The organism is Devosia sp. YR412 (genome assembly GCF_900110945.1).
Lineage (GTDB): Bacteria > Pseudomonadota > Alphaproteobacteria > Rhizobiales > Devosiaceae > Devosia.
In genome coordinates this window covers 935,127-959,388 of the sequence record NZ_FOFL01000001.1, presented here as the reverse complement: position 1 = coordinate 959,388, position 24,262 = coordinate 935,127, and the positions used below count along the sequence as shown (strand labels likewise).

The window sequence follows — 24,262 nt, the reverse complement described above, 5'->3', positions numbered from 1 at the left end:
CGTTCGGATGATTATTCGGCGGTGTAGACCACGTCTTCGGCGGTCAGGTCATAGGTGGTGTGGTGCACCTTGCCGACCACGTCGATATTGTGGGTGACGCGGTCCATGTTCCACTTGAAGCCATTTTCGGCAAACACGGCATTGTCCGGACCAAAGGAGAAGGTCATGGCGAAGGGAACGGCATCGACCTGGGTCTCGCGCAGCATGCCTTCGACGCCAGCGGTGATCGCATCAACGGCCGCGTCTGGATCGGCAGCGGCGGCTTCGAACGAGCACTGCACGCCCTTGGCAAAGCGGGCAACGAGGCCGGGATTGCTTTCGATCAGCGCGTCAGAGGTGAAGACCGAAGCGTTATAGATGTCGAGCTTGTCGCCATAGAAGATCGGGCGAACGGCCAGGCCACTCTGCTGGGCCAGCGTGTTGAGCTGGACCGTGGACGTGATGTAGCTGGCCAGGGCATCGATCTGGCGACCGAGCAGCAGGCCGTTCAGCGCCGAACCGTCGACCAGCACCTCTTCAACCTTGGAATAGTCGCCGCCGGCCAGTTCGAGGCCATATGGCACGTATTCCAGCGCAGCATTGCCAACGGACGAGCCGAGCTTTTTGCCTTCGAGGTCGTTCAGCGTCTTGATCGGGCTGTCTTCCAGCACAGCGACGGCCAGTGGCGACAGCGAGACGATCGGCAGGATGGCCTTGACCGGAGCGGCTTCACGGCCGATCGAGCCGATGATCACGCCGAGGTCGGTCACCGAGAAATCGGCCACGCCGGTGGCGACCTTAGTCACGGCATCAGCCGCGCCATAGCCGCGCGAAATGGTGATGTTGATGTCCTGCTCGGTGAAGCAGCCCTTCTCGGCGCCGAGGTAATAGGCAGCCGAAATGCCGCCTGGCGTCCAGTCGAGCTGGAAGGAAACATCATCGGCCGCGAAAGCGGTTCCGGTCTGCAGAGTCAAGGCGAGGCCAGCGAGAAGTCCGGCCGATTTAAGGATCGAATTCATGTGTGATGCCCTTCCAGTTACGATGCCGTTGCAACTGGCATACCATTAGAATACCGTAGGTGTATCGTCTAGCGGATTTTTTGAGCGCTTTGCGTTTCTGCCTAAAGTTCGCGCGACTTCGCGATTGTCAGCTGAGAAGAGACCCATGATTGATACGGAAAAGGTAATGCAGGCGCTCAAGGCGCATGAGGCGGAAATGATTGCGATCCGGCATGATATCCACATGCATCCCGAAACCAGCTACGAGGAATTCCGCACCTCCCAGCTCGTCGCCGACAAGCTGACCGAATGGGGCATCGAGTTCGAGCGCGGCATTGCCGGCACCGGCCTTGTTGCCGTCATCAAGGGTAACCGCCCGGGCAATCGCGCCGTCGGCCTGCGCGCCGATATGGATGCGCTCAACATGGTTGAGACCAATACCTTTGCCCATCGCTCGACCATCCCCAACAAGATGCATGGCTGCGGGCATGACGGGCACACCGCCATGATGCTGCACGCCGCGCGCTACTTGAAGAACAATCCCGATTTCGCCGGTACGGTGAACTGCATCTTCCAGCCGGCCGAAGAGGGCGGTGCCGGTGGCCTCAAGATGATCGAGGAAGGCCTGTTCGAACGCTTCCCCTGCGACGCGGTCTATTCGCTGCACAACAAGCCCGGCCTGCCGGTCGGCAAGTTCGTCACCCGCAATGGCCCGCAACTCGCCTGCGCCGACAGCTGGACCATTACCCTGCACGGCACCGGCGGTCATGGCGGCGCGCCGGAAAAGTCGACCGACACCACCATCGCCCTGGCGCAGCTGATTCTGGGCATCCAGACCATCATCTCGCGCAATGTGCCTGCGCTCGAAACCGCCGTGCTCAGCATTGGCACCGTGCATGGCGGCATGAGCTTCAACGTCATGCCCTCCGAGATCGTTATCACCGGCACCACGCGCTGCCACAAGCCCGAGATTCGCGACCTCTTGGAAAAGCGCCTGACCGAGATCTCCCATGCCGCTGCCGCCATGAGCGGCTGCACGGCCACGGTCGATTACCAGCGCGGCTATCCGCCTCTGATCAACACCCGCGCCGAAACCGACAAGGCGATCCTCGCCGCCGCTGCCGTCTCGGGCATGGACAATGTCGATGGCGACAATCCGCCGATCAATGCCGCCGATGATTTCGCCTACATGCTGCAGGTGCGGCCGGGCTGCAATGTCATGCTGGGGCAGGGCGATGATCCCAAGTGGAAGAACAACCACATGCCCGGTTATGACTTCAACGACGAGATCATCTCCATCGGCGCCGCCTATTGGGTGTCGATCGTCGACCAGGAACTCAATACCGTCGACTGAGGTGTTGGCCAAATGACAGAGGGCGGGTCCGCGGACCCGCCCTTTTTTGCTGCGCTGAATTTGGTCTCAGTGGCCGGCTTCGCGGCGGATCGACCAGCCGAAGAACACGCGGTGCACCAGGTTGACGCTCTCGTAGAGCAGCACGCTGATGATCGCCAGCATCACCACGCAGGCCATGGCTGTGGGGATGGCGAACTGTGCCGTCGAAGAGGTCACGAGGAACCCTAGCCCCTTGTTGGCATTGACGAACTCCGCCACCACCGCACCGACCACCGCAACGGTTACGCCGATGCGCAAGCCGCCGAAGATGAAGGCCACGGCATGCGGCAGGCGGACGGTGAGGATTTCCGTCAGAGGCGAAGCGCCGGCGACGCGCGCCAAGTCTAGCATTTCCTCGGGCGTATCGAGAATGCCGCTGGCCGTCGCCACCATGATCGGGAAGAAGGCGATCAGTGTGACAATGATCAGGCGGGCGGTGATGTCGGTGCCAAAGATCACCACGAGGATCGGCGCGATCGCGACGATCGGAATGGCATTGAGAAAGACGATCAGCGGATAGATTGCTTCCGAGGTCACCCGGTTGACCGAGACCAGCACGCCCAGCGGAATGCCGACCGCGCAGGACAGGGCAAAGCCGATCAGGATGGTGGTCAGCGTCTCGAGGCTATTGCTGAAAATGGTCGGACCCAGCCGCATGCCGCCGTTCCAGATGTCGAGCGGTGATGGCAGCAGGTAGACCGGCACCTTGAGGCCCCAGCTGATCACTTGCCAGGCGACGAGGAATAGCAGGAAGGTAAAGAGGGGCGCGAGGATGCGGCGCGTGGTGGAGCTCATGACACTGCCTTGCGGTGGCCGCGCGGTCCGAAGATGTCGTCGCGGATGCGTTGGGAATATTCGATGAAGGCGGGGAGGGCGGCGCTTTCATGCGAGCGCGGCTTGGGAATATCGATCTCGATCAGGTCCTGCAGGCGACCCGGCCGGGCCGACATCACCGCCACGCGATCCGACAGCAGCACGGCCTCGTTGATCGAATGGGTAACCAGGAGAATCGTCTTCTTGGTGCGCGCGTGAATGTCGAGCAGGTCGAGCTGCAGGTCTTCGCGCGTCAGCGCGTCCAGCGCCCCGAACGGCTCGTCCATCAGCAGGATCTTGGCGTCGAGGATCAGGCTGCGGGCAATCGCCGCGCGCTGCTGCATGCCGCCGGACAGCTCATGCGGCATGCGTTCGGCCATGTCGTCGAGCCCGACCAGCGCCAGCAGGTCATGCGCCCGCGCAATATCTTCGGCGCCGACCCGGCCCTTCAGCACGCGCACCGGATAGAGCACGTTCTTCAGAATGGTCAGCCAGGGCAGGAGCGTTGCGCGCTGGAACACGATGGCGACTTCCGAGAAGCCGCGCAGGTTGGGATCGCCACCGATCCAAACATCGCCGCTGGTGGGCTTTAGCAGCCCTGCCAGCATGCGCAATACCGTCGACTTGCCGCAGCCCGATGGGCCAACCAGCGAGACGATTTCTTCGCGGGCGATATTGAGGTTGAAATCTTCCACCGCAACGACCGGATCGCCGCGCTTGGTGGGAAAGGTCACCCCGACATGCGAGAGCTCGATGAGCGGCTTCGACGCCGCAGCGTCGGCGTCTGGGGTGGGGTTTTTGCCTGTCGGCATGTCGGAAACTGCGAGCATGAGCGAGATGCGCCTTTGATCATTCCACGACGTTTCAGAGACGTCAGTGCCAAAGGTATACCAACTGTGCACCGATTTTGCCAAGCACGAATGCTGGCTTGCTAGGCAGTTTCCACCAGCGCGCACTTTCTGGGCAGTTTTCCACCGTCTCCGCCTTGCACAATGCTCACAATTAGGTATACCAACGCTATACCAATAGGTCAGGTGAACATGCCCACGCTTTTGATATCCGGCGCCAACAGAGGGATCGGCCTAGAGCTGGCCCGGCAGTTTTCCGCAGGCGGCTGGACGGTGATCGGCACCGCGCGCGACGTTGCTGCGGCCACCGAACTCGCAGCCCTTCCCAACACCACCGCCATGCAGCTCGAAGCCACCGACGGCGACTCGATCGCCGCTCTGGTCAAGCAGCTCGACGGCCAACCCATCGACGTGCTGATCGCCAATGCCGGCATTGCCGTCAATCTAGCGGCCAAGCCGGCGGAAGTGACGCGCGAGGATTTCCTCCACGTCGTGCGCACAAACACCTTCGCTCCGCTGGCCCTGGCCGGCGCGCTCAAGGCCAATATCCTCGCCAGCGAGCGCAAGATCGCTCTGGCCATGTCGAGCCTGATGAGCTCGATCGAGGCCAATAACTGGGCGACGCAATATACCTATCGCGCCTCCAAGACCGGCCTCAATGCCGTCTGGACCGCGCTCACCCAGGAATGGAAGCCGCTGGGCATCACCTGCGGCCTGATCCGTCCCGGCATGGTCGCCACCCAGATGACCGACTTCAAGGGCATTGCCGTGGAAACCAGCGTCGCCGGCCTCAAGAAGGTCGTCGAAGGCCTGACCCCCGCCGATGCCGGCCGCATCATCGGATATGACGGCACGGACGTGCCCTGGTAAGCGCTGGAGATCGCAGAAAATGCCATCAGTTTTGATCACTGGCGCCAATCGGGGCATCGGCCTCGAATTCGCCAAGCAATATTCCGCCGCCGGTTGGCAGGTCATCGCCGCCAGCCGCACGCCTTTGGCCGCCAAGGATTTTGCCCTGCTCGGCTATGACGTCACCGAAATGCGCTATGACGCCATGGACGACAAAAGCGCCGCGGCGCTGGCCAATCGCCTGAAGGGCCGTCCCCTCGATGTCGTCATTCTCAATGCCGGTATCGGCAGCGGTCCCGAACTGGCGCCCGAGGCCATCACGCCGGAACATTGGGAGCCCATCATGCTCACCAATACTTTCGCGCCGCTGCATCTCGCGGCCCTGCTCGAACCCAACCTCAAGCTCGGCGAGCGCAAGGTGCTGGCCACCGTCTCTAGCCTTGCGGCCTCGATGAGCCAGTACAAGGTGCCCGGCCAGTTCGCCTATCGTGCTTCGAAAGCCGCGCTCAACCAGATGTGGCGCAGCCTCTCGGTCGACTGGAAGGACTGGGGCTGCATCTGCCTGCCTTTGCGTCCCGGCAAGGTCAGCACCCGCATGACCAATTTCGACGGCGATCTGACGCCCGAAGAATCCGTCCGCGGCATGCGCAGCGTCATCGACAGCGCCACGCCCGAAATGAGCGGCCTGCATTGGGGTTACGACGGCAAGGTCGTGCCCTGGTAGTCGAAACTTCTAGCCGGCGCCTGGTGGCGCCGGCAGGCTGATCTCGAAGCAGGCGCCACCGTCCGACATGTCGGACACCGAAATCCGTCCACCATGGCGCTGCACAATATCCTGCACGAGGCTCAGCCCAAGACCCGCCCCCTGCTGCAACACCGCCAGCCGGTGGAACGGCCAAAAGATCTCTTCGCGATGCTCGGGTGGAATGCCCGGGCCGGTATCGCAGACCCGGATCATCCGGTCGGCGGTGACCTCGACAGTGATCGCCACCTTTGGCCCACCATGCGCCAAAGCATTCTGGATCAGATTGGCAATGGCCCGCGAAAGGGCAGGGGCGTCGCCCACGATGGCGACCTTCCCTCTTGGTGCCTCGAAAGCAATCTCGCTGCCCGCCGCAATGGCCAGCGGCGCTAGATCCGCCGTGACCTGAGACACCATATCAACCAGTTCGATCGGCCGGAAATCGGCCGGCGACAGGTCCATGCGATGCAGGTCGAGCAATTGATTGGCCATGCTGGAGAGCCGCGCCACATCGATAAGCAATTGCTGCTGCTCGGCACTCGGCGGCAACAGCTCCAGTCGCGTCTGCAAAATAGCGATCGGCGTGCGCAATTCATGCGCCGCATCGGCCATGAAGCGCTGTTGCCGGGCAATGCCCTGGTCCAACCGCTCCAGCGCCGCATTGAACGCCTGCACCAGTGGAATAAGCTCGGCCGGCACCGCCGTCGACGACAGCCGCAGGCCATGCTGGCCCATATCGATCCGCTCAGCCTCCGCCGCCACCTGCTCGACACCGCGCAGTGAGCGCCGGATCAGCTGCGGAATGGTCAGAAGGGTAACGATCGTCAGGAACAGCAGCAGGCCAACAAAGAACGGGTTGGAAAAGGCGATGGTGAACAGGCGCCACGAGACCGGCGGCCCGCCCGCGGTCATGATCCAAACCTTGCCAATCTTGGTCTCGCGACTGCGGACCAGCGCATAGGGGCTCTCCGGCGTGCCCACATTGTTGAGATTGGCCGAGGATATGTGCAACAGCGCGCCGGGAAACACCCGCATCTGCTCCGGCACGGCGCCGAGGCTGACCGTCTTAGTGTCGGCGTCGACGGCGTAGAACCAGAATTGTGGATAGCTATCGACCACCTTTTGCAGGTCGCGCGTCACATCGACCGCCAGCTCTCCAGCCTCGGTTCTCTGCAGCGACTTAACGATGTCGTCGATAACCCCGTCGTCGAGACCCTGGCTGCTGGCAATGAGGTTGACCAGGGGGAAGGCGGCAGCCAGCGTGAAGGCCACCAGCACCAGCGCCTGCATGGTGATCAGGCCCTTCGACAGCGCCCGTCGCAGCGAATTCTTGTACTCGCTTTTGTTCATGGCAGCGCCCGCAGCAGATAGCCTATGCCGCGAATGGCGTGGATTTCGACACCCGCCGGCGTCAGCTTCCGGCGCAGTCGCGAGATATGTGCGTCCAAGGTATTGGAGGCGATGTCGTCGTCAAAGCCATAGACCGCCTCTTCCAGCGCCGAGCGGTTGACCACCCGGCCGGCGCGCCGCACCAACAGGTCCAGCGCCAGCAGTTCGCGACGCGGCAGCACCAGCGGCTCGCCATCGATCATGGCCGCGCTTTCATGTAGGTCGAACTTCAGCCGCCCGACCGTGACGCTGCTCTCCATCATCTGCACCGGCCGCCGCATCACTGCGCGGATCCGCGCCAGCAGCTCGTCGACGAGGAAGGGCTTGGCGAGATAGTCGTCAGCCCCGGTCTCCAGCCCCGTCACCCGATGATCGGGCGATCCGAGCGCCGACAGTACGATAATCGGCAGCCCTTCCTGGATTTCGCGAAGCCGCGGAATAAGGCTCAACCCGTCGCCGTCGGGCAATTTCCGATCGAGGATCACCGCGCTATGCACGCCGCTATGCGCGGCCTCCTCGGCCAGTGCCAGCGTGGTCACGTGATCGACCACAATGTCGTGTCGCGCCAGCGCCGCGATGAGCGCCTTGGCCAGATCCAGTTCGTCTTCGACGAGCAATATACGCATGAAAACCTCGGTATCCGACGACGATAGCGGACCAACATTGCCCCTGCATTGCGGCGGTTCAACCAGCCAAACCCCTGTCCGGCAAGCGATCTCCGAATAATTTTCGGACGCAATGTTTGGACAATCCAGCGGCGCGAAACAGCATTCATCACCAACCAAGGAATGATGAAATGAACAAGTTCGTATTTGCCGCCGTCGCCGCCACACTGTCGCTGGGCGCCCTGTCAAGCGTTGCCATCGCCGAAGAAGACATCAGCGCCAGCACCTGGGAAGATAACGCAGCCGTCATCACCGACGAGTCGAAAATGGCCATCACCGAGGCGCTGGTTGCGCAGGGCGTGTCGGTCGGCAGCGTCGAAGAATGGGGCAATAATGTCATGGTGTGGTCCACGGGTGCCGATGGTTCGTATTCCATGAGCCTCTACGATTCCGCGACGCTGCAGCCTGTTTCGCGCTGATTTCGCCAAGGCCGCGGACGGTTTATCGTCCGCGGCTTGCTGCCCAATACTGTGCTGCGACAACCCGCTGGTTTCGAATGCCGCGGTTTTGTCGCATAAAACCACCAGATTGGCTCAGGCTTTCGCCCGGGCCATTAATCTTTTCTTTTCAGGGTTCTCCCCGCCACAACGAGGATGCGCGACATGACCGCAGCACACGACAAGCCCGAATGGGCACAAAGCAAGCGTGAGAAGGCCAATGCCCAGCGCGTCGCCGAGGGCAAGAAACCCCGCCGCCGCATCATGCCCTGGATCGTCTTGGCGGTGATCGTCATTGGCGGCGTCGTGTTCTTCGTAACGCGCCCGCCAGCGCCCGTCGCCGAGGTGGCCTCCACCGAACCCGTCGCGCGCCAGCTGCTAAGCTCCGAAATTGCCGAAATCCAGCCAACTCTGCTGCAGCAGAGCGCGCGCGTCACCGGCACGTTGGTCCCGGCCAAGCTGTCCGCCGTTGCCTCGCAGGCCTCGGGCCGCGTGTTGAGCGTTGCCGTGCGTCCCGGCGATGCCGTCAAGGCCGGCGACGTCCTCGCTGAGATCGATCGCGCCACCCTCGAACTCCAGCTCAACCAGCAGCGCGCCACCGCCGATGCCACCAGCGCTCAGTTGGTCTCCTCAGAGCAGGCGCTCGAACGCACCGAACAGCTGGCAAGCCAGGGACTGGCTAGCCCTTCGACGCTGGAACAGGCCCGTTCGGCCACCGCTGCCTTGCGGGCCAATCTTGTTGCACTCGAAAGCGGCGTGCAGACCGCCGAAATCGCTCTCAGCAATGCCTCCGTCCCGGCGCCCTTCGACGGCATCATTTCCGAGCGCTCGGTCGAACCGGGCCAGACCATCAATGCCGGCACGACGCTCTTCACCGTGGTCAATCTCGAGGAGATGGAATTCCAGGCCGCGGCCTCGGTCAATTCCAGCGCCATGGTCGCTCCCGGCCAGACCGTGACGGTCTCCGTCACCGGCCTCGAAGGCCGCACCTTCGAAGGCACCGTCACCCGGGTCAATCCGGTGGCCGTGACCGGCACCCGCACCGTGCCGATCTATGTCTCCCTGCACAATCCCGACAATCTGCTGCGCGGCGGCATGTTCGCCACCGGCCAGATCACCGTCGCCGAAAAGACCGATGCCATCGCCATCCTGGCCAGCGCCGTCCGCGAGGATGCCGAGGGCCATTTCGTCTTGAAACTGGTCGACGGCACCCTGACGCGCCAAGCGGTGGAGCCGGGTGATCCTTGGGATCGCGGCCGTCTCGTCGAAGTCACCGGCCTCGTGCCCGGCGATGTTGTGGTCGCCGCGGCGCTGACCGAACTGGCCGCCGGCGAAACCTACGAACTGATCGAGGATTAACCGATGTTCCTGACCCGTATCAGCGTCAATCACCCGGTCTTTGCCACCATGATCATGGTGGCGATCATGGTCTTCGGTGTCTATTCCTACCAGCGCCTCCCCATCGAGCAGATGCCCGATGTGGACTTTCCTGTCGTAGCCGTGGTGGTCAGCTATCCCGGCGCTTCGCCGGAAGCCGTCGAAGCCGATATCGTCGAGCCGCTCGAAGATGCGGTGAACACCATTGCCGGTCTCGATACCGTGCAGTCCACCGCCCAGGCCGGCCAGGCCATGGTCCTGATGATCTTCGACCTGGAAGCCAGCTCCCAGGAAAAAGCTCAGGAAGTCCGCGACAAGATCGATCCGGTCAAGGCCAACCTGCCTGATGGCGCCGGCGACCCGCAGGTGCTGCGCTTCGATCCGAGCGCCCTGCCGATCCTCTCGCTCGCCGTCAGCTCCGATACGCTATCCGATCTCGACCTGACTGCGCTGACCGAAGACATCATCGTCAAGCGCCTTACCAATATCACCGGCGTCGGTAGCGCCACGGTGGCCGGCGGCGTGCCGCGTCAGCTCAATGTTCAGATCGATCCCGACCGCCTGACTGCCTTCAACATCAGCCCCAGCGCTGTCGTCAATGCGCTCCAGGCGGCCAACAAGGATCTCGCCGCTGGCTCGATCACCCAGGACAGCATGGTGCAGTCGATCCAGGTGCTCGGCCGCCTTGAGGACCAGCAGGACTTTTACGACATCATCGTCGGCAACCAGGGTGGCCAGCCGGTCACGCTGCGCGATGTCGCGACCATCGAAGAGGGCAGGGGCGAAACCTCGAGCCTGGCCATCCTCAATGGCGAACGCGCGCTGGCCGTCGACGTGCTCAAGACCCAGGGCGCCAATACCGTCGGCGTCGCTGAAGACATTCGCGACACCATCGATGACCTCCTCGCCAATGAATTTCCCGACGGCTCGGTCAAGATCGAAGTCGTGGTCGATAATGCCAAGCCGGTGGAGGATTCTTTCCACGCCGTGCAGAACATGCTGATCGAGGGCGCCATTCTCGCCGTCGTCATCGTCTTCCTCTTCCTCAACTCCTGGCGCTCTACCGTCATCACCGGCCTGACCCTGCCCATCTCGATCATCGGCACAATGGTGGCGCTGAACTTTTTGGGCTTTAGCCTCAACATGATGACTTTGCTGGCCCTGTCGCTGGCCGTTGGCATCCTGATCGACGACGCCATCGTGGTGCGTGAAAACATCACGCGACACCTCCACATGGGCAAGTCGCACCGTCAGGCGGCCTTCGACGGCACCAATGAGATCGGCCTCGCCGTGATGGCGACGACGCTCTCCATCGTTGCGGTGTTCCTCCCCGTCGCTTTCATGGACGGCATCATGGGGCGTTTCTTCCTGCAGTTCGGCGTCACCGTCTCCGTCGCCGTGCTGATCTCGCTCTTCGTCGCCTTTACCCTTGATCCGATGATGTCGAGCGTCTGGTATGACCCGGCCTCCAATCCCAAGGCCAAGCGTGGTCCGATCGGCCGTGCCGTGCAGCAATTCGACCGCCTGTTTGACTGGATCACCGAGGGCTATCGCCACCTGATCCGCTGGGGTCTGAAGTTCCGCAAGACGGTCCTCCTGATCGCCCTCGGCTCCTTCGTCGGCAGCTTCATGCTGTTCCCGCTGGTCGGCGTCGAATTCATTCCCGCCACCGACAATGGCAATTTCACCGTCACTGTGGAAACGCCGGCCGGCTCCAGCAAGGAATATACCGCCGCCAAGCTCGGTCAGGCCGAAGCCGTGATCCGCGCCTTCCCGATCGTCGAGACCACCTATTCCACCGTCGGCGGTGGGCTGGCTTCGTCCGGCGCCAATAGCGGCACCATGACCGTGACCCTCATCGACAAGGCCGAGCGCGACCTGACCCCGATCGAGTTCATGCCCGAGGTCCGCACGGCCCTGGCTGCCGTGCCGGGCGCAAACTTTCAGGTCTCGGCTGCTTCCGGTCTCGGTGGCTCCAGCGCCCCGGTCTCGATCACGCTCTATGGCGACAGCTTCGATGTGCTCAAGCGCCTTGGCGACCAACTGGTCGGCGAACTGGGCCAGATCCCGGGCCTGATCGATATCAAGTCTAGCCTTGACGAAGCCCAGCCGGTGGTCGGCATCAACGTCAACCGCGACCTAGCCGACAACCTCGGCGTCTCGATGGCCCAGATCGCCGCCACCCTCGGGCCATTGATCAGCGGTGACGACGTCGCCGACTGGACCGCCACCGATGGCAAGATCTATTCGGTCGTGGTGCGCCTGCCCGAATATCTGCGCAATGACATCGACGCCATCGGCAACCTCCCTATCGCCCAATCCGGCGCCACCGGCTCAAGCTCCATGGTGACCCTGGCCCAGGTGGCCGATGTCGTCGAAAGCACTGGTCCGGCGACCATCAACCGTCAGGACCTGCAGCGTGGCGTGACGGTGGAAGCCTATCTCGAAGGCGTCGAGCTGGGCAGCGTCACCGCACAGCTGCAGCAGGCGGTCGACAAGCTCGACTTCCCTACCGGCTATCGCACATCCATGGGCGGCGAAGTCGAACAGATCGCCGATACCATGGGCTCGGTCGGTTCGGCCCTGCTGCTGGCAGTGGTCTTCATCTACCTGGTGCTGGCATCGCAGTTCGGCAGCTTCCTGCAGCCGATCGCCATCATGGGCGCTTTGCCCCTGGCGCTGATCGGCGTCATGGTGGGCCTCTTGGTCGGCGGTTCGACGCTCAACATGTTCTCGGCCATCGGCTTCATCATGCTGATGGGCCTCGTGGTGAAGAACGCCATCCTGCTCGTCGACAATGCCAACCAGCATGTCCGCGAAGGCTGGAACCTCTATGAGGCTCTGGTCGAGGCTGGCGTGACGCGTTTCCGCCCGATCATCATGACGACGCTTGCCATGATCTTCGGCATGTTGCCGCTGGCGCTGAGCCTGCATGAAGGCAGCGGCCAGAACGCTCCGATGGCCCATGCCGTCATCGGCGGCCTGATCAGCTCCACCATCCTGACGCTCGTCGTGGTGCCGGTGCTGCTGACCTATATCGACAGCTTCAGCGCCTTCACCCGCCGCTTCATGCCCAAGGCACCGCATGACGACGAAGGCCACGAGACCCCGGTTCCGGCCGAGGGTGCCGCCAAGCACTAGACGTCCTCGACCCACGATAATCAAAGGCCACGCAACATCCTGCGCGGCCTTTGTCTTTTCCGGCTGGCCATTGGCAAGCCATCCGTCCGGCGCTACCCCTAGAGCAGGGAGCGAGGACCCAATTCATGAATACGATCGATCTTGACGGCCAGACCGCCGTCGTCACCGGCGGTGCCCAGGGCATCGGCTTTGCCATTGCCCAGCGCCTGATCGCCTCTGGCGCGAGCGTCAGCCTTTGGGACAGCAATGCCGAGGCTCTGAAACTGGCCGTCGACAATCTTGGCGCAGCGGCAAGCAGCAAGCAGGTCGACATCACCGATCTGGCCGGTCTGCAGCGTGTCCACGCCGAGGTCGAAGCCGAGCTGGGCAAGGTCTCCATCCTGGTCAATTCGGCCGGCGTCGCCGGGCAGAATGCCAGCCTGGAAGATTATGACCCCGACGAATGGCGCCGCGTGGTGGAGATCAATCTCAACGGCACCTTCTACGTCAACAAGGTGGTGATCGCTTCGATGAAGGCGGCTAATTACGGCCGCATCGTCAACATCTCCTCGGTGGCCGGCAAGGAGGGCAATCCCAATCTCTCCGCCTATTCCGCCGCCAAGGCCGGTGTCATCGGCCTGACCAAGTCGCTTGGCAAGGAACTGGCCAAGTTCGACATTGCAGTTAATGCCATCACGCCCGCCACCGCCAAGACCCGCATTCTCGACACGCTGACCAAGGAATTCATCGACTATATGCTGGTGCGCATCCCGCGCGGCCGCTTCCTCGAAGTCGATGAGGCGGCTGCCATGGTGGCCTGGCTGGTCAGCCGGGAAAACAGCTTCACCACCGGTAGCGTTTTCGACCTCTCAGGCGGCCGCACCACCTATTGACGATAACATGATTGAACAACTCCACTTAATATGCGATTGGCCTGCTATCGCCATGGAGGGAGTTCCAGCATGTCGTCCAATGATCGTGACGCCACCTATGCCGCCATCCGCGCGGCCATGCTGGCCTCCTATGCCGGCACGCTGGCCTCGACGCATATGTCGCCTCTTGAGGCGCTGGAGTGCATCGCCGCGGCCGTCGGCTCGATCTATCGCGAAGTCGCCGATAGCCATCTCGACCCGGAGGGCTGCACCTGCGGCTGGCGGCCCAATGAGGTGATGGATATCGTCGCGCTCGAACAGGCCATTGCGGCAAATGCGGCGCGCGAGGACGAAATGGTCTATTTCGACTTGCGCTCCATCACGCCTGTCGGTCATGGCTGAGGGCAACACCAGCCAAAGTTAGTGCCTTCATGCTCAAGCGGTTCTTTTCCTATTACGCGCCCTACAAGGGCCTCTTCGTGCTCGACTTCGGCTGTGCGGTGATCGCCGGCCTGCTCGAACTGGCCTTTCCCATGGCCGTAGCCTATTTCATCGACACGCTGCTGCCGCGCGAGGAATTCGGCATCATCCTGATGTCCGGCGCGGGCCTGCTGGGCATTTATGTCTTCACCGCCGTGCTGATGGGCGTGGTCAATTATTTCGGCCACATGCTGGGCATCGGCATCGAGACCGACATGCGCCGCCAGGTCTTCGATCACCTGCAAAAACTCAGCTTCCGCTTCTTCGACAACAACAAGACCGGCCACCTGATCACCCATGTGACCAAGGACCTCGAAGACGTCGGCGAAGTGGCCCATCACGGCCCCGAAGACGTCTTCATCGCCGTGATGACCTTCATCGGCGCCTTCATCCTCATGTTTACTGTGAACTGGAAGCTGGCGCTGATCACCACGCTGATCGTCCCGGTGATGACCCTGCTGGTCAGCCGCTATGGCGCCAAAATGACCGAGAACTGGCGCAAGCTGTTCCGTCAGGTTGGCGATTTCAACACCCGTATCGAGGACGCCATCGGCGGCATCCGCGTGGTGAAGGCCTTCGCCAATGAGGGCCACGAAGCCAAGCTGTTCGCTGGCAACAACAATGCCTATCGGACGACCAAGCTGCAGGCCTATGGCTATATGACGGCGTCCATCACCATCACCTATCTCTCGACGCGCCTGGTGCAGCTGATCGTCATGCTGGTCGGCGCTTGGCTCGTGGTACAGGGCGAGCTCAGCAATGGCGGCTTTGTGAGCTTTCTGCTGCTGGTCAATGTCTTCATGCGCCCGGTGGACAAGATCACCTCGGTGCTGGAAAGCTATCCCAAGGGCATTGCCGGCTTCCGCCGCTTCACCACGCTGATCGACACCGAGCCCGATATCGCCGACCGCAAGGACGCCGTGGCGGTCAAGCACCTGCGCGGCGACATCATCTTCAAGGACGCGACCTTCTCCTACGAAGCCGGCCGCAAGGTGCTCGAAGGACTCAACCTCACCGTCAAGGCCGGCGAAACCGTCGCCGTGGTCGGCCCCTCCGGCGCCGGCAAGACCACGCTCTGCTCACTGCTGCCGCGCTTCTACGAACTGGATTCCGGCTCGATTACCGTCGACGGCATGGATATCCGCGACATGACCCAGACCTCGCTGCGCAGCCAGATCGGTATCGTGCAGCAGGATGTCTTCCTGTTCGGCGGCACCATTCGCGAAAACATCGCCTATGGCCAGCTCGGCGCCAGCGATGATGCCATCTGGGACGCCGCCAAACGCGCCCGCTTCGACACCGTCATCAAGCGCCTGCCGGATGGTCTCGACACCATGGTCGGCGAGCGCGGGGTGAAACTCTCCGGTGGCCAGAAGCAGCGTGTCGCCATCGCCCGCATTTTCCTCAAGAATCCGCCGATCCTGATCCTCGACGAAGCCACCTCGGCACTCGATACCGCCACCGAAGTCGCCATCCAGCGCTCGCTGACCGAACTGTCGCAGGGCCGCACCACCCTGGTCATCGCCCATCGCCTCGCCACCATCCAGCACGCCGACCGCATAGTCGTGATCGACGAGACCGGCATCGTGGAAGAGGGCCCTCACGAGGCCCTACTTGCAAAGGACGGCGCCTACGCTGTGCTGCACAAGGCGCAGTTCGGCTACTTGGCCAGCTAGACCCGGTCCCTGAAGCGCCGCTGATAGTCGGGATCGTACAGTGACGATTCCCGGAAATCCTCGGCGCCCAGCCCCCGCCCGACAAAGATAATCGCCGTCCGCTCCACCGGGTCTTCGGCAAAACGCGCCTCGATATCGCCCAGCATGCCTCGGATGATCTTCTGGTCTGGCCACGACGCATGAAACACCACGGCCACCGGGCAATCGGCGCCATAAAGCGGCGTCAGCTCCGCGACCACGCGATCCAGCGCATGGATGGCCAGGTGGATGGCCAGCGTTGCGCCAGTCGCTCCAAAGGCCGCCAGCGTTTCGCCTTGCGGCATCGGCGACGCCCGGCCCGACACCCGCGTCAGCACGAGGCTCTGCGCCTCGGCCGGAATGGTCAGCTCGCGCCCCAAGACCGCCGCCGCCGCTGCAAAGGCCGGCACCCCGGGTGTCAGCGTGTAGCCAATGCCCAGCCGATCCAGCCGCCGCATCTGCTCGGCCACGGCGCTCCACACCGACAGGTCGCCCGAATGCAGCCGCGCCACATCCTGGCCACCCGCCTCGGCCCGGACGTATTCTGCCTCGATCTCGTCCAGCGACAGCGGCGCCGTATCGACCAGCCTCGTCCCGGGCCCGCACCAGTCAAGCATCTCCTTGGGCACGATCGAGCCGGCATAGAGACACACCGGACAGCTCTGCAGCAGCTTCATGCCGCGCACGGTGATCAGGTCCGCCGCGCCGGGTCCGGCGCCGATGAAATGCACGGTCATGGCTTGGTCCAGGCCCATTGGGTGATCGGCATGGCCGGGCGCCAGCCGGTCATCGCGCCCACGGCATCAGCACGGGCAATCTCGATGCGCGTCAGTGTCCCGCCTAGTTCGGCATGGCGCGCCAGCAGCAGCGCTTCCATTTCCAGCGTCACCGCATTCGCCACCATGCGCCCACCGGGGCGCAGCGCCGCAATGGCCGCCTCGAAGACACCCGGCTGGGAGCCGCCGCCACCGACGAAAATCGCATGCGGCGGTTCAAGTCCTGCAAGAGCCTGCGGTGCGGCGCCATGAATCAGGGTGAGATCAGGAACGCCCAACGCCTTTGCATTGAGCAGTATTCTCTGACTACGTTCGGGGTTCGACTCTATCGCAATTGCTTTAAGACTGGGATCGGCCAGCATCCACTCGATCCCGATCGAGCCCGAACCTGCACCAATGTCCCACAGCAGCTCGCCACGCCGTGGCGCCAGGGCCGAAAGCGTCAGCGCCCGCACCTCGCGCTTGGTGATCTGCCCATCATGCTCGAACAGCGCTTCATCCAGTCCCGGCGTCAGCGGCAGCACCCGCGCGCCGGGCAGGGCGACGACGCTGATGGCGCAGATGTTGAGCGGGTTGATATTTTCCAACGCAAAATGCATCGCGACCTGCGACCGCACCACCTCATCCGGCCCGCCCAGCGCCTCCAGCACGGTGATGATGGAAATGCCGAAACCCGCCTCGGTCAGCAGTTGAGCCAACGCGGCCGGACCATGCTCATCCGAGGTCAGCGCCAGGATGCGCGTCCCAGGATGCAGGTGCGGTCGGACGAGGTCGAGCGGCCGACCATGCAGCGACATCGTCACCACATCCTGCAGCGCCCAACCGAGCCGGCCAGCTGCAAGCGAAAAGGACGAAAGATGGGAGAAAACCGCAAGCAAACTAGGATCAAGCTTCCTGCAAAGTGTCGCTCCGACGCCATAGTGGAACGGGTCGCCGGAGGCCAGAACGCAGACCTTGCGGCCCGCTAGCGCCAGCACTGCATCAACCGAATCCGAGAAGGGCGACAGCCACTGACGCGCCTCGCCGGTGATGATCGAACCGGCCAATTCCAGGTGCCGCGCCCCGCCGAACACCACTTCCGCCTCGGCAATGGCCGCCTTCGCCGCCTCGCCCAGACCGGGTAAACCATCCTCTCCAATGCCGACAATGCTCAGCCACCTCATGCGCCGCCCCCGGTGGAGCGCGGCGAATAGACCAGTGGCGGCAGGCCCTCACGCTCGATCACCCGCGTCTCGGGCGAACCGATGATGACACAGGTCGCCATGTCAGCCCGCGCCGGTTCGGCCTCCGCCAGGGTCATGATGGTGATCGCTTCGTCGGGTCGCCCGGCCGCGCGACCAAAGATCACCGGCGTCGACCACGGCAGCACTTCGCGCAGGATCGCAAAGGCCGCGCCCAGCTGATGCGGTCGGGCTTTGGAAATCGGATTATACAGCGCGATCACCAGTCCCGCCCCGGCCACCGCGCGCAACCGCGCCTCGATGACGGTCCAGGGTTTAAGATTGTCCGACAGCGAGATAGCGCAAAAATCATGCCCCAGCGGCGCACCGACCCGCGCCGCGACAGCCAGCATGGCCGTGATCCCTGGAACGATCTGTAAATCCACCTGCCGCCACGATGGCGGCCCGGCCTCCAGCGCTTCCAGCACCGCCGCCGCCATGGCGAAGACGCCCGGATCGCCACCCGAAACCACGCAGACCTGCTCGCCTGAAGCCGCCGTGTGCAGCGCATCCTTGGCGCGCGACAGCTCCTCGCGATTGTCCGAAGCGACGCGGCGCTGGTCCTCGCGCAGCGTCAGCCGGTCCAGATAGGGCCCATAGCCAAAGAACACATGGCTCGCCGCAATGGCCGCCAAAGCCTCGGGCGTGGTCTGTTCCGGATTGCCCGGCCCGGTGCCGACGACGAAAAGTTTGCCGCTCATGGCCGCGTGCTCCAGCCGGGCACCAGCACGATGGCGAAATAGGGCGCCACATCGTCGGGTTTGTCGGCGAGGCGGATATGGTGGCCATTGGCCATGGTGCCGCGTTCGACATAGATGGCGCTGTCCAGCTTGCCGGCCGCTTCCACGGCGCGACGGATCTTTGGCAGGTTGCGGCCCACCTTCATGATCACCGCGCCGCCATTGCCGCTGAGCCGGTCGCGCAGCTCGACCTCGTCCAGCGTGCCGGGCAGCACCGACAGGATATCATCGCCCTGCACCAGCGGCAGGCCGGCCTGTGACCAGCAGCCCGACATGGCGGTAATCCCCGGCACCACCTCGGTGTCATAGCGCTGCGACAGGCGGACATGGATATGCATATAGCTGCCGTAAAACAGCGGATCGCCCTCACTCAGCACGGCCACAGTACGGCCGGCATCGAGGTGCCCAGCGACCCGCTCGGCGGCTTCGGCATAGAAGGCGGCCGTGGCGGATTTATAGTCGTCGTGGCGCCGGTCGATCTCGGTGGTCACCGGATAGCCGAGTTGTTCCTCAATCTGGCCGGTAACCAGGTCGGCGACGATGGCGCGGGCATTGCTCGAATTGCCCTGCTTGGCGAAATAGGCAATGACGTCAGCGCTTTCGATAGCGCGCACCGCCTTGAGCGTCAGCAATTCCGGATCGCCCGGCCCGGTGCCGACGCCGACAAGTTTGCCCCTCATATGCCCGACCTCGCCAGCGCATTGAGCGCCGCTGCCGTCATCGCCGAACCACCGAGACGGCCGCGTACAATCGCATAAGGCACGCCGTATGAATGATCGGCCAGCGCAGCCTTGGACTCCGCCGCGCCTACAAAGCCCACCGGCATGCCGAGGATCGCCGCCGGCTTAGGCGCGCCATCACGCAGCAATTCCAGCAGGAAAAACAAGGCGGTCGGCGCATTGCCGATGGCCACCACCGAACCCTCCAGCCGCGGCAGCCAGAGACGCAAAGCGGCAGCCGAACGGGTATTGCCGATCTCGGCGGCGATCACCGGCGTCTGCGGATCGCGCAAGGTGCAGATCACTTCGTTCGCGGCCGGCAGCCGCGCCGCCGTCACGCCGCGCGCCACCATTTCGGCATCGCAAAAGATCGGTGCGCCCTTGGCCAACGCCGCCGTGCCCGCTTCGACAAAACCGGGCCCGAATTCAAAGGCTTCTGCCGCATCGACCGAGCCGGCAGCATGGATCATGCGCACCGCAAGCTCGGCTTCACCGGGCGAAAAGCGCGTGAGATCAGCCTCTTGGCGAATGATGGCGAAGGACTTGGCGTAGATCGCATCGCCATCCTTGATGTAGTCGTATTGCAGCATCGTCATCCTTGCGCGCCGGCCAGCACGGCACCGAGTTGGTCCGCGCGCAACAGCGCCTGTGGCGTATCGCTCGCCCGGCCATGGATGACAAGGCCATAGCCGTCAGATCGCCCCACCAGCGTCACATCCGATACGCCCGGATGTGCGCAGCCCTTGGCGCAGCCCGAAACATGCAGGCTGGTGTTGGCCGGCAGAAGCAATGCCAGCCGCGCCGCGTCACTGCGCGCTGCGATATGCCCGGAAGCACAGCCGGCGCTGCCGATACAGGCCCTGATACGGGTGCGCGGATCGCGTGGATCCATGATGAAACCGACCTGCGCAGCCTCGGCCAACAGGCTGTCATCGGCGCCAACGGCGAGCAGACTGTGATGCGGCCCCAGCCGGAACTCGCTGATGCCGAAGCGCCAGGCGTCTTCGGCCAGCGCAGCGATCGATTCCCAGGCCATGGCGCCAAACGGCAGGCCGAGGCCGGTGACGTCGTGGCGATGCAACTGGAATTTTCCGATGGGTGAGGTCACGGGCTGCCGCACGGGGGCGGAAGGTTGCACCAGATCGCCCAGATCGAGGTCCCGCAGGTCCGTCGCCCGCGCCAATGGGCCAAGGTTTGCCAGCGCCGTCAGCATGATGCGGGCGCAATCGAGCGGTTGGCTGGTCGTGCCCAGCAGCTCCGCGCCAACCGAAATCAGCCAGCGATCGCCGCCCACCGCGACGAAACGCAGGTCGGCTTTCAGCGCCTCCAGCCCAATCTGCCCATTGCCATCGACCACCACTGTGACCTTGGGACCAAGCCGAGCCGCCAGCGGCGCCGACAGCTCCTTGATCGCTGCAGCCAGCGGTCGCGGATCGACGAACTCCAGCGGATCATCGCCAGCCAGCGGCGGCACTTCCACCACGAGGCCGGTTTCCACCGCCACCACGTCCCGCACGTCGCGGGCAAAGCGGGAGACCACGGCCTCGCCCAGCCCGCGCACCTGCAAATTGCCGCGGGCGGTTATTTCAATGACGCCATTGCCATAGGTGCCGCAGATGCTGGCCAGCCGCTCCAGCCGGATCGGGTCGATCCGCCCGCCGGCCAGCCGGATGCGCGCCAAAAGGCCGTCGCCGGTCTGCATCGGCGCGTCGAGCGTCGGGCAGGCGCCGCGGCGTTGGGCTGCAATGGGCAGGGCATAGGACATGGGGCTTTTTAGCGGATTGCGGCGGCCGGGGGAACCGTCAGTCCGGCTTGCGCAGCAGATAGGTATCCATGATCCAGCCATGCCGCTCCCGCGCCGCCTTGCGGGCTTCGACGATCTGCTCGCGCACCGCGCCGAGCCGGCCGGAGATGGTGATTTCGTCCGCCGTTCCGAGATAGGCGCCCCAGAAGATATCGAGTTCTGGATCGGCCTGCATGAAGGCGGTCTGGCCGTCGAGCATGACCACGGTGTCTTCCTTCACATCATCCAGCTTGCGGCCGGTGGTGATGTGGACCGGCTCACCGATGCGGTTGAGAGCAATGCCATGGGAGGCGGTCAGGGCCTGGATGGACGTGATGCCGGGGACGATTTCCACGGCGTATTGGCCGCGCAGCTTTCCGACGATGCGGATGGTGGAATCGTAAAGGCTCGGATCGCCCCAGACCAGGAAGGCCGCCGCACCGTGCTCGGGCATATCATCCAGCAAGCCCTTGAAAATGCTGGCGAGATCATCGTGCCAGTCCTGCACGCCGGCACCATAATCCGGACTGGCGGCATCGCGCTTCGGCACGTCATAGCCCACGGTGCGGCTCGCCGGATTGGTCACATAACGCGCAATGATATCGCGGCGCAGGGCAGCGAGATCACCCTTGCCGGCGCCCTTGTCGGGCACGAACAGCACGTCGGCGCGGTTGAGCGCATTGATCGCCTGAACCGTCAGATGCTCCGGATTGCCGGCGCCGATGCCCACGATGAGGATGGTTTTCATGGCTCCTCCTTGCCCGAGGGCAGGGCGGTTGACAAGCCGGTCGCTGCGCAGTATTAAACCAAGTAGTATTATACAAAACTGTTAAATAATATGACCGACCCGCTAAGCGCAACGCTGTCTGCCCTCGCCGATCCGACCCGCCGCGCCATCCTGGCCCGGTTGGCGCTGGGCGAGGCCAGCGTCAACGAACTGGCCGAGCCCTTTGACATGACGCTGGCCGCGGTCAGCAAGCATATCAAGGTGCTCGAAAGCGCGGGCCTTGTCAGTCGCGGCCGGCAGGCGCAATGGCGGCCCTGCAGGCTGGAGGCCGGCCCCATGCGCGACGTCGCCGCCCTGCTCGAAACCTATCGCCGCTTCTGGGAGCAGAACCTCGACCAGCTCGATGCCTATCTCACCACTTTGCAGACCCCGAAATCCAAAACCAAGAACTGAGGAGACCAAGATGACTGTTCAATCCACCCCCAACCTCTTCAAGACCGAATTGCCCGACGATCAACCGCTGATCATCATGTCGCGCACATTCGACGCGCCACTGGACCTGGTCTGGACCGTGTGGACCAGTCCCGAGCATGTTGTACACTGGTGGGGACCCCGCGAGGACAACCGCGTCGTCGAACTGGACGTGCGCAAGGGTGGCAAGTGGCGAATCGTCTCGTCCATGGGCGACGGCCAGGACGTGACCTTCTTAGGCACCTATCTCGATGTTCAGCCCAAGAGCTTGATCCGCAACACTTTTGTCGTGGAGGGCATGTTTCCCGAGGATGACCGCTTCTACGAGGAACACAATTTCGAAGCGCGCGATGGCAGGACGTTTTATCGTTCCGTGTCCAAGCTCGAGAGCTTCGAACAGCGCCAGGGCGTGATCGACAGCGGCATGGAAGGCGGCGCCAATGCCTCCATGGCCAAGTTTGATGCGATCCTGGAACGGCTGAAATCGGGGGGCTAGGGCACTCGCATCGGGGTGGTTTGCGTTAGCAGACTGTTAGCATTGACGCGGTGGCTGCGTGAAACAATGCTCGAAGGCATTGACCTTCCCAAAGGGCAAGGGGGCAGCCTGGTCGAACCATCAATGAGGTTGACGCCATGAAGTCGTTCTTGTTCGCCGTATCCGTCGCCATGCTTTTAGCCGTGCCAGCCCAGGCGCAGGATCACACGGGCCACGCCATGGCGGCGCCAGCCACCGGCCCCGCCAGCGAGGCCTATGCCGCGGCCAATGCGAAAATGCACCAAGACATGTCTCTAGAACTGACCGGAGATGCCGATTTGGATTTCATCCGTTCAATGATCCCGCACCATCAGGGTGCGGTCGACATGGCGCGCATCGTGCTGGAGCACGGCAGCGACCCCGAGGTGAAGGCGCTGGCCGAGGCCGTTATCGCCGCGCAGGAAAAAGAAATTGCCTGGATGGAGGAATGGTTGGCGAAGCGGGGTTATTAGTCTCTCTACGCGTCGCTGGGGGATGGTATCTGTGCTGCTGCATCACTGCTGGCGGTCATCCCATCCAGCCCGCCCCACCGAATTCCGCACGATCAACTCCGCCCGCAGCAGCACTTCCTTCTGTCTTGGCGGCTTGCCCTCCAGCAGCGCCAGCAGCAGGTCCATGGCTTCTTCGCCGATCTTGAGGCGGGGTTGTTTCATCGTGGTCAGCGAGGGGGTGACGAAGCTGGCGAAGGAAATGTCGTCAAAGCCCATCACCGAAAATTGCTGCGGCAGGTCGTAGCGCCGGGCATTGAGCGAGATGATCACGCCCAAAGCCGTCGCGTCATTGACGCAGAAGAAGGCGCTCGGCAGCACGTCGCGAACGAACATCGCCTCGGTCGCCTGGCGGCCCGACTCGGTGGTGCCGTCGCCATCGAGGATCAGGCGCGGATCGACCTTGATGCCTTGCCCTTCCAGCGCCGCGCGGTAGCCGCGCTCGCGCAGCATGTTGACCGCCTTGCTGGTCGAGTGGCCGATGAAGGCGATGCGGCGATGGCCCTGCGAAATCAGATGCTCGGTGGCAACGCGGGCGCCCTCGAAATTGTCGACGCCGACAAAGGGCACGTCGCTATTGCTGACCGGCTCGTTGACCGCCACCATCGGCGGCAGCCGCGCCTCGCCGGTCTCGGTGCCAAAGCCATAGGGCAGGTGGCCGGTAAACAGGATCAGCCCGTCAGCCTGGTTGGAACTGATGAAGCGCAGATAATCGGTCTCGCGCGTCGCGTCATTCTGCGTATTGCCAATCAGCACGCCATAGCCGCGCTTGCTGGCTTCGGTCTCAAGCCCGACGAGAATATTGGAAAAATTTGGATCGCCGACATCGGGCGCCAAAATCAGGATCATGTTGGAGCGGCGCATGCGCAGCGAGCGCGCCATGGCATTGGTCGTATAGCCGGTCTGGGCAATGGCTTCGGTGACGCGGCGACGGGTCTCGTCGGCCACCTTCGTCGGCTCGTTGATGGCGCGGCTGACCGTGGCGATGGAGACGCCGGCAATCGCCGCTACCTCATCGATGGTCGCCAGCTTGTGCTGCTGCAAGGTTCACTCCGCACGCCCGCTGGCGTCCCCCATCGCCTGTAGCAGATGGTTTGCCGGACACCAGTCCCTCCCACAGGCTCGCCCCGTTTTCCGTTTGTGTAAA

General features: G+C 63.3%; 25 protein-coding genes. 12 read left to right on the top strand and 13 right to left on the bottom strand.

Going from position 1 to position 24,262, the window contains the following annotated elements:
- Positions 1–11: 11 nt before the first annotated feature.
- On the bottom strand, positions 12–998 hold the full coding sequence (locus BM045_RS04610) for an ABC transporter substrate-binding protein (RefSeq protein WP_092180065.1): 987 nt from the start codon (positions 996–998) through the stop codon (positions 12–14).
- A gap of 145 nt (positions 999–1,143) precedes the next feature.
- Between BM045_RS04610 and BM045_RS04605 the strand changes: the two genes are divergently transcribed.
- Entirely contained in the window at positions 1,144–2,331 is a 1,188-nt protein-coding gene (locus BM045_RS04605) for a M20 aminoacylase family protein (RefSeq protein WP_210184976.1), read from the top strand.
- 66 nt (positions 2,332–2,397) lie between these two features.
- On the opposite strand, the gene BM045_RS04600 is transcribed toward BM045_RS04605, so the two are convergent.
- Entirely contained in the window at positions 2,398–3,165 is a 768-nt protein-coding gene (locus BM045_RS04600) for an ABC transporter permease (protein WP_092180063.1), read from the bottom strand.
- Positions 3,162–4,013, bottom strand: a complete 852-nt coding sequence (locus tag BM045_RS04595) for an ABC transporter ATP-binding protein (RefSeq protein ID WP_244522873.1) — start codon at positions 4,011–4,013, stop codon at positions 3,162–3,164. The genes BM045_RS04600 and BM045_RS04595 overlap by 4 nt, the downstream gene beginning before the upstream one ends.
- Before the next feature lie 210 nt (positions 4,014–4,223).
- Between BM045_RS04595 and BM045_RS04590 the strand changes: the two genes are divergently transcribed.
- Both BM045_RS04590 and BM045_RS04585 read left to right on the top strand, forming a co-directional pair.
- On the top strand, positions 4,224–4,901 hold the full coding sequence (locus tag BM045_RS04590) for an SDR family oxidoreductase (RefSeq protein WP_170848372.1): 678 nt from the start codon (positions 4,224–4,226) through the stop codon (positions 4,899–4,901).
- 19 nt (positions 4,902–4,920) lie between these two features.
- Positions 4,921–5,604 (top strand): SDR family oxidoreductase, encoded by a 684-nt coding sequence (locus BM045_RS04585; protein WP_170848371.1) that lies wholly within the window; start codon positions 4,921–4,923, stop codon positions 5,602–5,604.
- A 9-nt stretch (positions 5,605–5,613) separates the two neighbouring features.
- On the opposite strand, the gene BM045_RS04580 is transcribed toward BM045_RS04585, so the two are convergent.
- Positions 5,614–6,972 (bottom strand): sensor histidine kinase, encoded by a 1,359-nt coding sequence (locus BM045_RS04580; protein WP_092180057.1) that lies wholly within the window; start codon positions 6,970–6,972, stop codon positions 5,614–5,616.
- Entirely contained in the window at positions 6,969–7,637 is a 669-nt protein-coding gene (locus tag BM045_RS04575) for a response regulator (protein WP_092180056.1), read from the bottom strand. Before BM045_RS04575 ends, BM045_RS04580 begins: the two co-directional genes overlap by 4 nt.
- A 170-nt stretch (positions 7,638–7,807) precedes the next feature.
- Between BM045_RS04575 and BM045_RS04570 the strand changes: the two genes are divergently transcribed.
- The 6 genes from BM045_RS04570 to BM045_RS04545 all read left to right on the top strand — a co-directional run bounded on the left by BM045_RS04570 (position 7,808) and on the right by BM045_RS04545 (position 15,638).
- A complete protein-coding gene (locus BM045_RS04570) occupies positions 7,808–8,095 on the top strand; it encodes a hypothetical protein (protein WP_092180055.1) in 288 nt (95 codons plus the stop codon).
- Positions 8,096–8,278: 183 nt separating this feature from the next.
- Positions 8,279–9,472 carry an efflux RND transporter periplasmic adaptor subunit gene (locus BM045_RS04565; RefSeq protein ID WP_170848370.1) on the top strand — a complete coding sequence of 398 codons (1,194 nt, stop codon included), beginning with the start codon at positions 8,279–8,281 and terminating at the stop codon, positions 9,470–9,472.
- Positions 9,473–9,475: 3 nt separating this feature from the next.
- On the top strand, positions 9,476–12,631 hold the full coding sequence (locus BM045_RS04560; RefSeq protein WP_092180051.1) for an efflux RND transporter permease subunit: 3,156 nt from the start codon (positions 9,476–9,478) through the stop codon (positions 12,629–12,631).
- A 125-nt stretch (positions 12,632–12,756) separates the two neighbouring features.
- Entirely contained in the window at positions 12,757–13,503 is a 747-nt protein-coding gene (locus BM045_RS04555; RefSeq protein WP_092180049.1) for an SDR family NAD(P)-dependent oxidoreductase, read from the top strand.
- A 69-nt stretch (positions 13,504–13,572) separates the two neighbouring features.
- A complete protein-coding gene (locus BM045_RS04550) occupies positions 13,573–13,884 on the top strand; it encodes a hypothetical protein (protein WP_092180047.1) in 312 nt (103 codons plus the stop codon).
- Positions 13,885–13,913: 29 nt separating this feature from the next.
- Positions 13,914–15,638 (top strand): ABC transporter ATP-binding protein, encoded by a 1,725-nt coding sequence (locus tag BM045_RS04545; protein ID WP_092180045.1) that lies wholly within the window; start codon positions 13,914–13,916, stop codon positions 15,636–15,638.
- Here the strand turns inward: BM045_RS04545 and cobM are convergent.
- The 7 genes from cobM to cobF are packed head-to-tail and all read right to left on the bottom strand — an operon-like array spanning position 15,635 to position 21,642.
- The gene (cobM, locus tag BM045_RS04540; RefSeq protein WP_092180944.1) at positions 15,635–16,393 is read right to left on the bottom strand and encodes a precorrin-4 C(11)-methyltransferase; all 759 of its coding nucleotides are present in this window, start codon (positions 16,391–16,393) and stop codon (positions 15,635–15,637) included. The genes BM045_RS04545 and cobM overlap by 4 nt on opposite strands.
- Positions 16,390–17,595 (bottom strand): precorrin-6y C5,15-methyltransferase (decarboxylating) subunit CbiE, encoded by a 1,206-nt coding sequence (gene cbiE, locus BM045_RS04535; protein ID WP_092180043.1) that lies wholly within the window; start codon positions 17,593–17,595, stop codon positions 16,390–16,392. The genes cobM and cbiE overlap by 4 nt, the downstream gene beginning before the upstream one ends.
- Entirely contained in the window at positions 17,592–18,353 is a 762-nt protein-coding gene (locus tag BM045_RS04530; RefSeq protein WP_092180041.1) for a precorrin-3B C(17)-methyltransferase, read from the bottom strand. Before BM045_RS04530 ends, cbiE begins: the two co-directional genes overlap by 4 nt.
- A complete protein-coding gene (locus tag BM045_RS04525) occupies positions 18,350–19,072 on the bottom strand; it encodes a precorrin-2 C(20)-methyltransferase (RefSeq protein ID WP_092180039.1) in 723 nt (240 codons plus the stop codon). Before BM045_RS04525 ends, BM045_RS04530 begins: the two co-directional genes overlap by 4 nt.
- Positions 19,069–19,701 (bottom strand): precorrin-8X methylmutase, encoded by a 633-nt coding sequence (locus tag BM045_RS04520; RefSeq protein WP_092180037.1) that lies wholly within the window; start codon positions 19,699–19,701, stop codon positions 19,069–19,071. Before BM045_RS04520 ends, BM045_RS04525 begins: the two co-directional genes overlap by 4 nt.
- A 2-nt stretch (positions 19,702–19,703) precedes the next feature.
- Complete coding sequence (gene cobG, locus BM045_RS04515; protein WP_170848369.1) at positions 19,704–20,876, bottom strand: precorrin-3B synthase; 1,173 nt, start codon at positions 20,874–20,876, stop codon at positions 19,704–19,706.
- A 37-nt stretch (positions 20,877–20,913) separates the two neighbouring features.
- Entirely contained in the window at positions 20,914–21,642 is a 729-nt protein-coding gene (cobF, locus tag BM045_RS04510) for a precorrin-6A synthase (deacetylating) (RefSeq protein ID WP_092180033.1), read from the bottom strand.
- A 90-nt stretch (positions 21,643–21,732) separates the two neighbouring features.
- On the opposite strand from cobF, the gene BM045_RS04505 reads away from it, so the two are divergent.
- From BM045_RS04505 to BM045_RS04495, 3 genes are all read left to right on the top strand, one after another.
- Complete coding sequence (locus BM045_RS04505) at positions 21,733–22,074, top strand: ArsR/SmtB family transcription factor (RefSeq protein WP_092180031.1); 342 nt, start codon at positions 21,733–21,735, stop codon at positions 22,072–22,074.
- Positions 22,075–22,084: 10 nt separating this feature from the next.
- Positions 22,085–22,588 (top strand): SRPBCC domain-containing protein, encoded by a 504-nt coding sequence (locus BM045_RS04500; RefSeq protein WP_170848368.1) that lies wholly within the window; start codon positions 22,085–22,087, stop codon positions 22,586–22,588.
- Between the two features lie 137 nt (positions 22,589–22,725).
- Positions 22,726–23,079: a CopM family metallochaperone gene (locus BM045_RS04495; RefSeq protein ID WP_092180028.1), complete on the top strand. Its 354-nt coding sequence runs from the start codon at positions 22,726–22,728 to the stop codon at positions 23,077–23,079.
- 42 nt (positions 23,080–23,121) lie between these two features.
- On the opposite strand, the gene BM045_RS04490 is transcribed toward BM045_RS04495, so the two are convergent.
- Complete coding sequence (locus tag BM045_RS04490) at positions 23,122–24,159, bottom strand: LacI family DNA-binding transcriptional regulator (protein WP_092180026.1); 1,038 nt, start codon at positions 24,157–24,159, stop codon at positions 23,122–23,124.
- Positions 24,160–24,262: the final 103 nt, after the last annotated feature.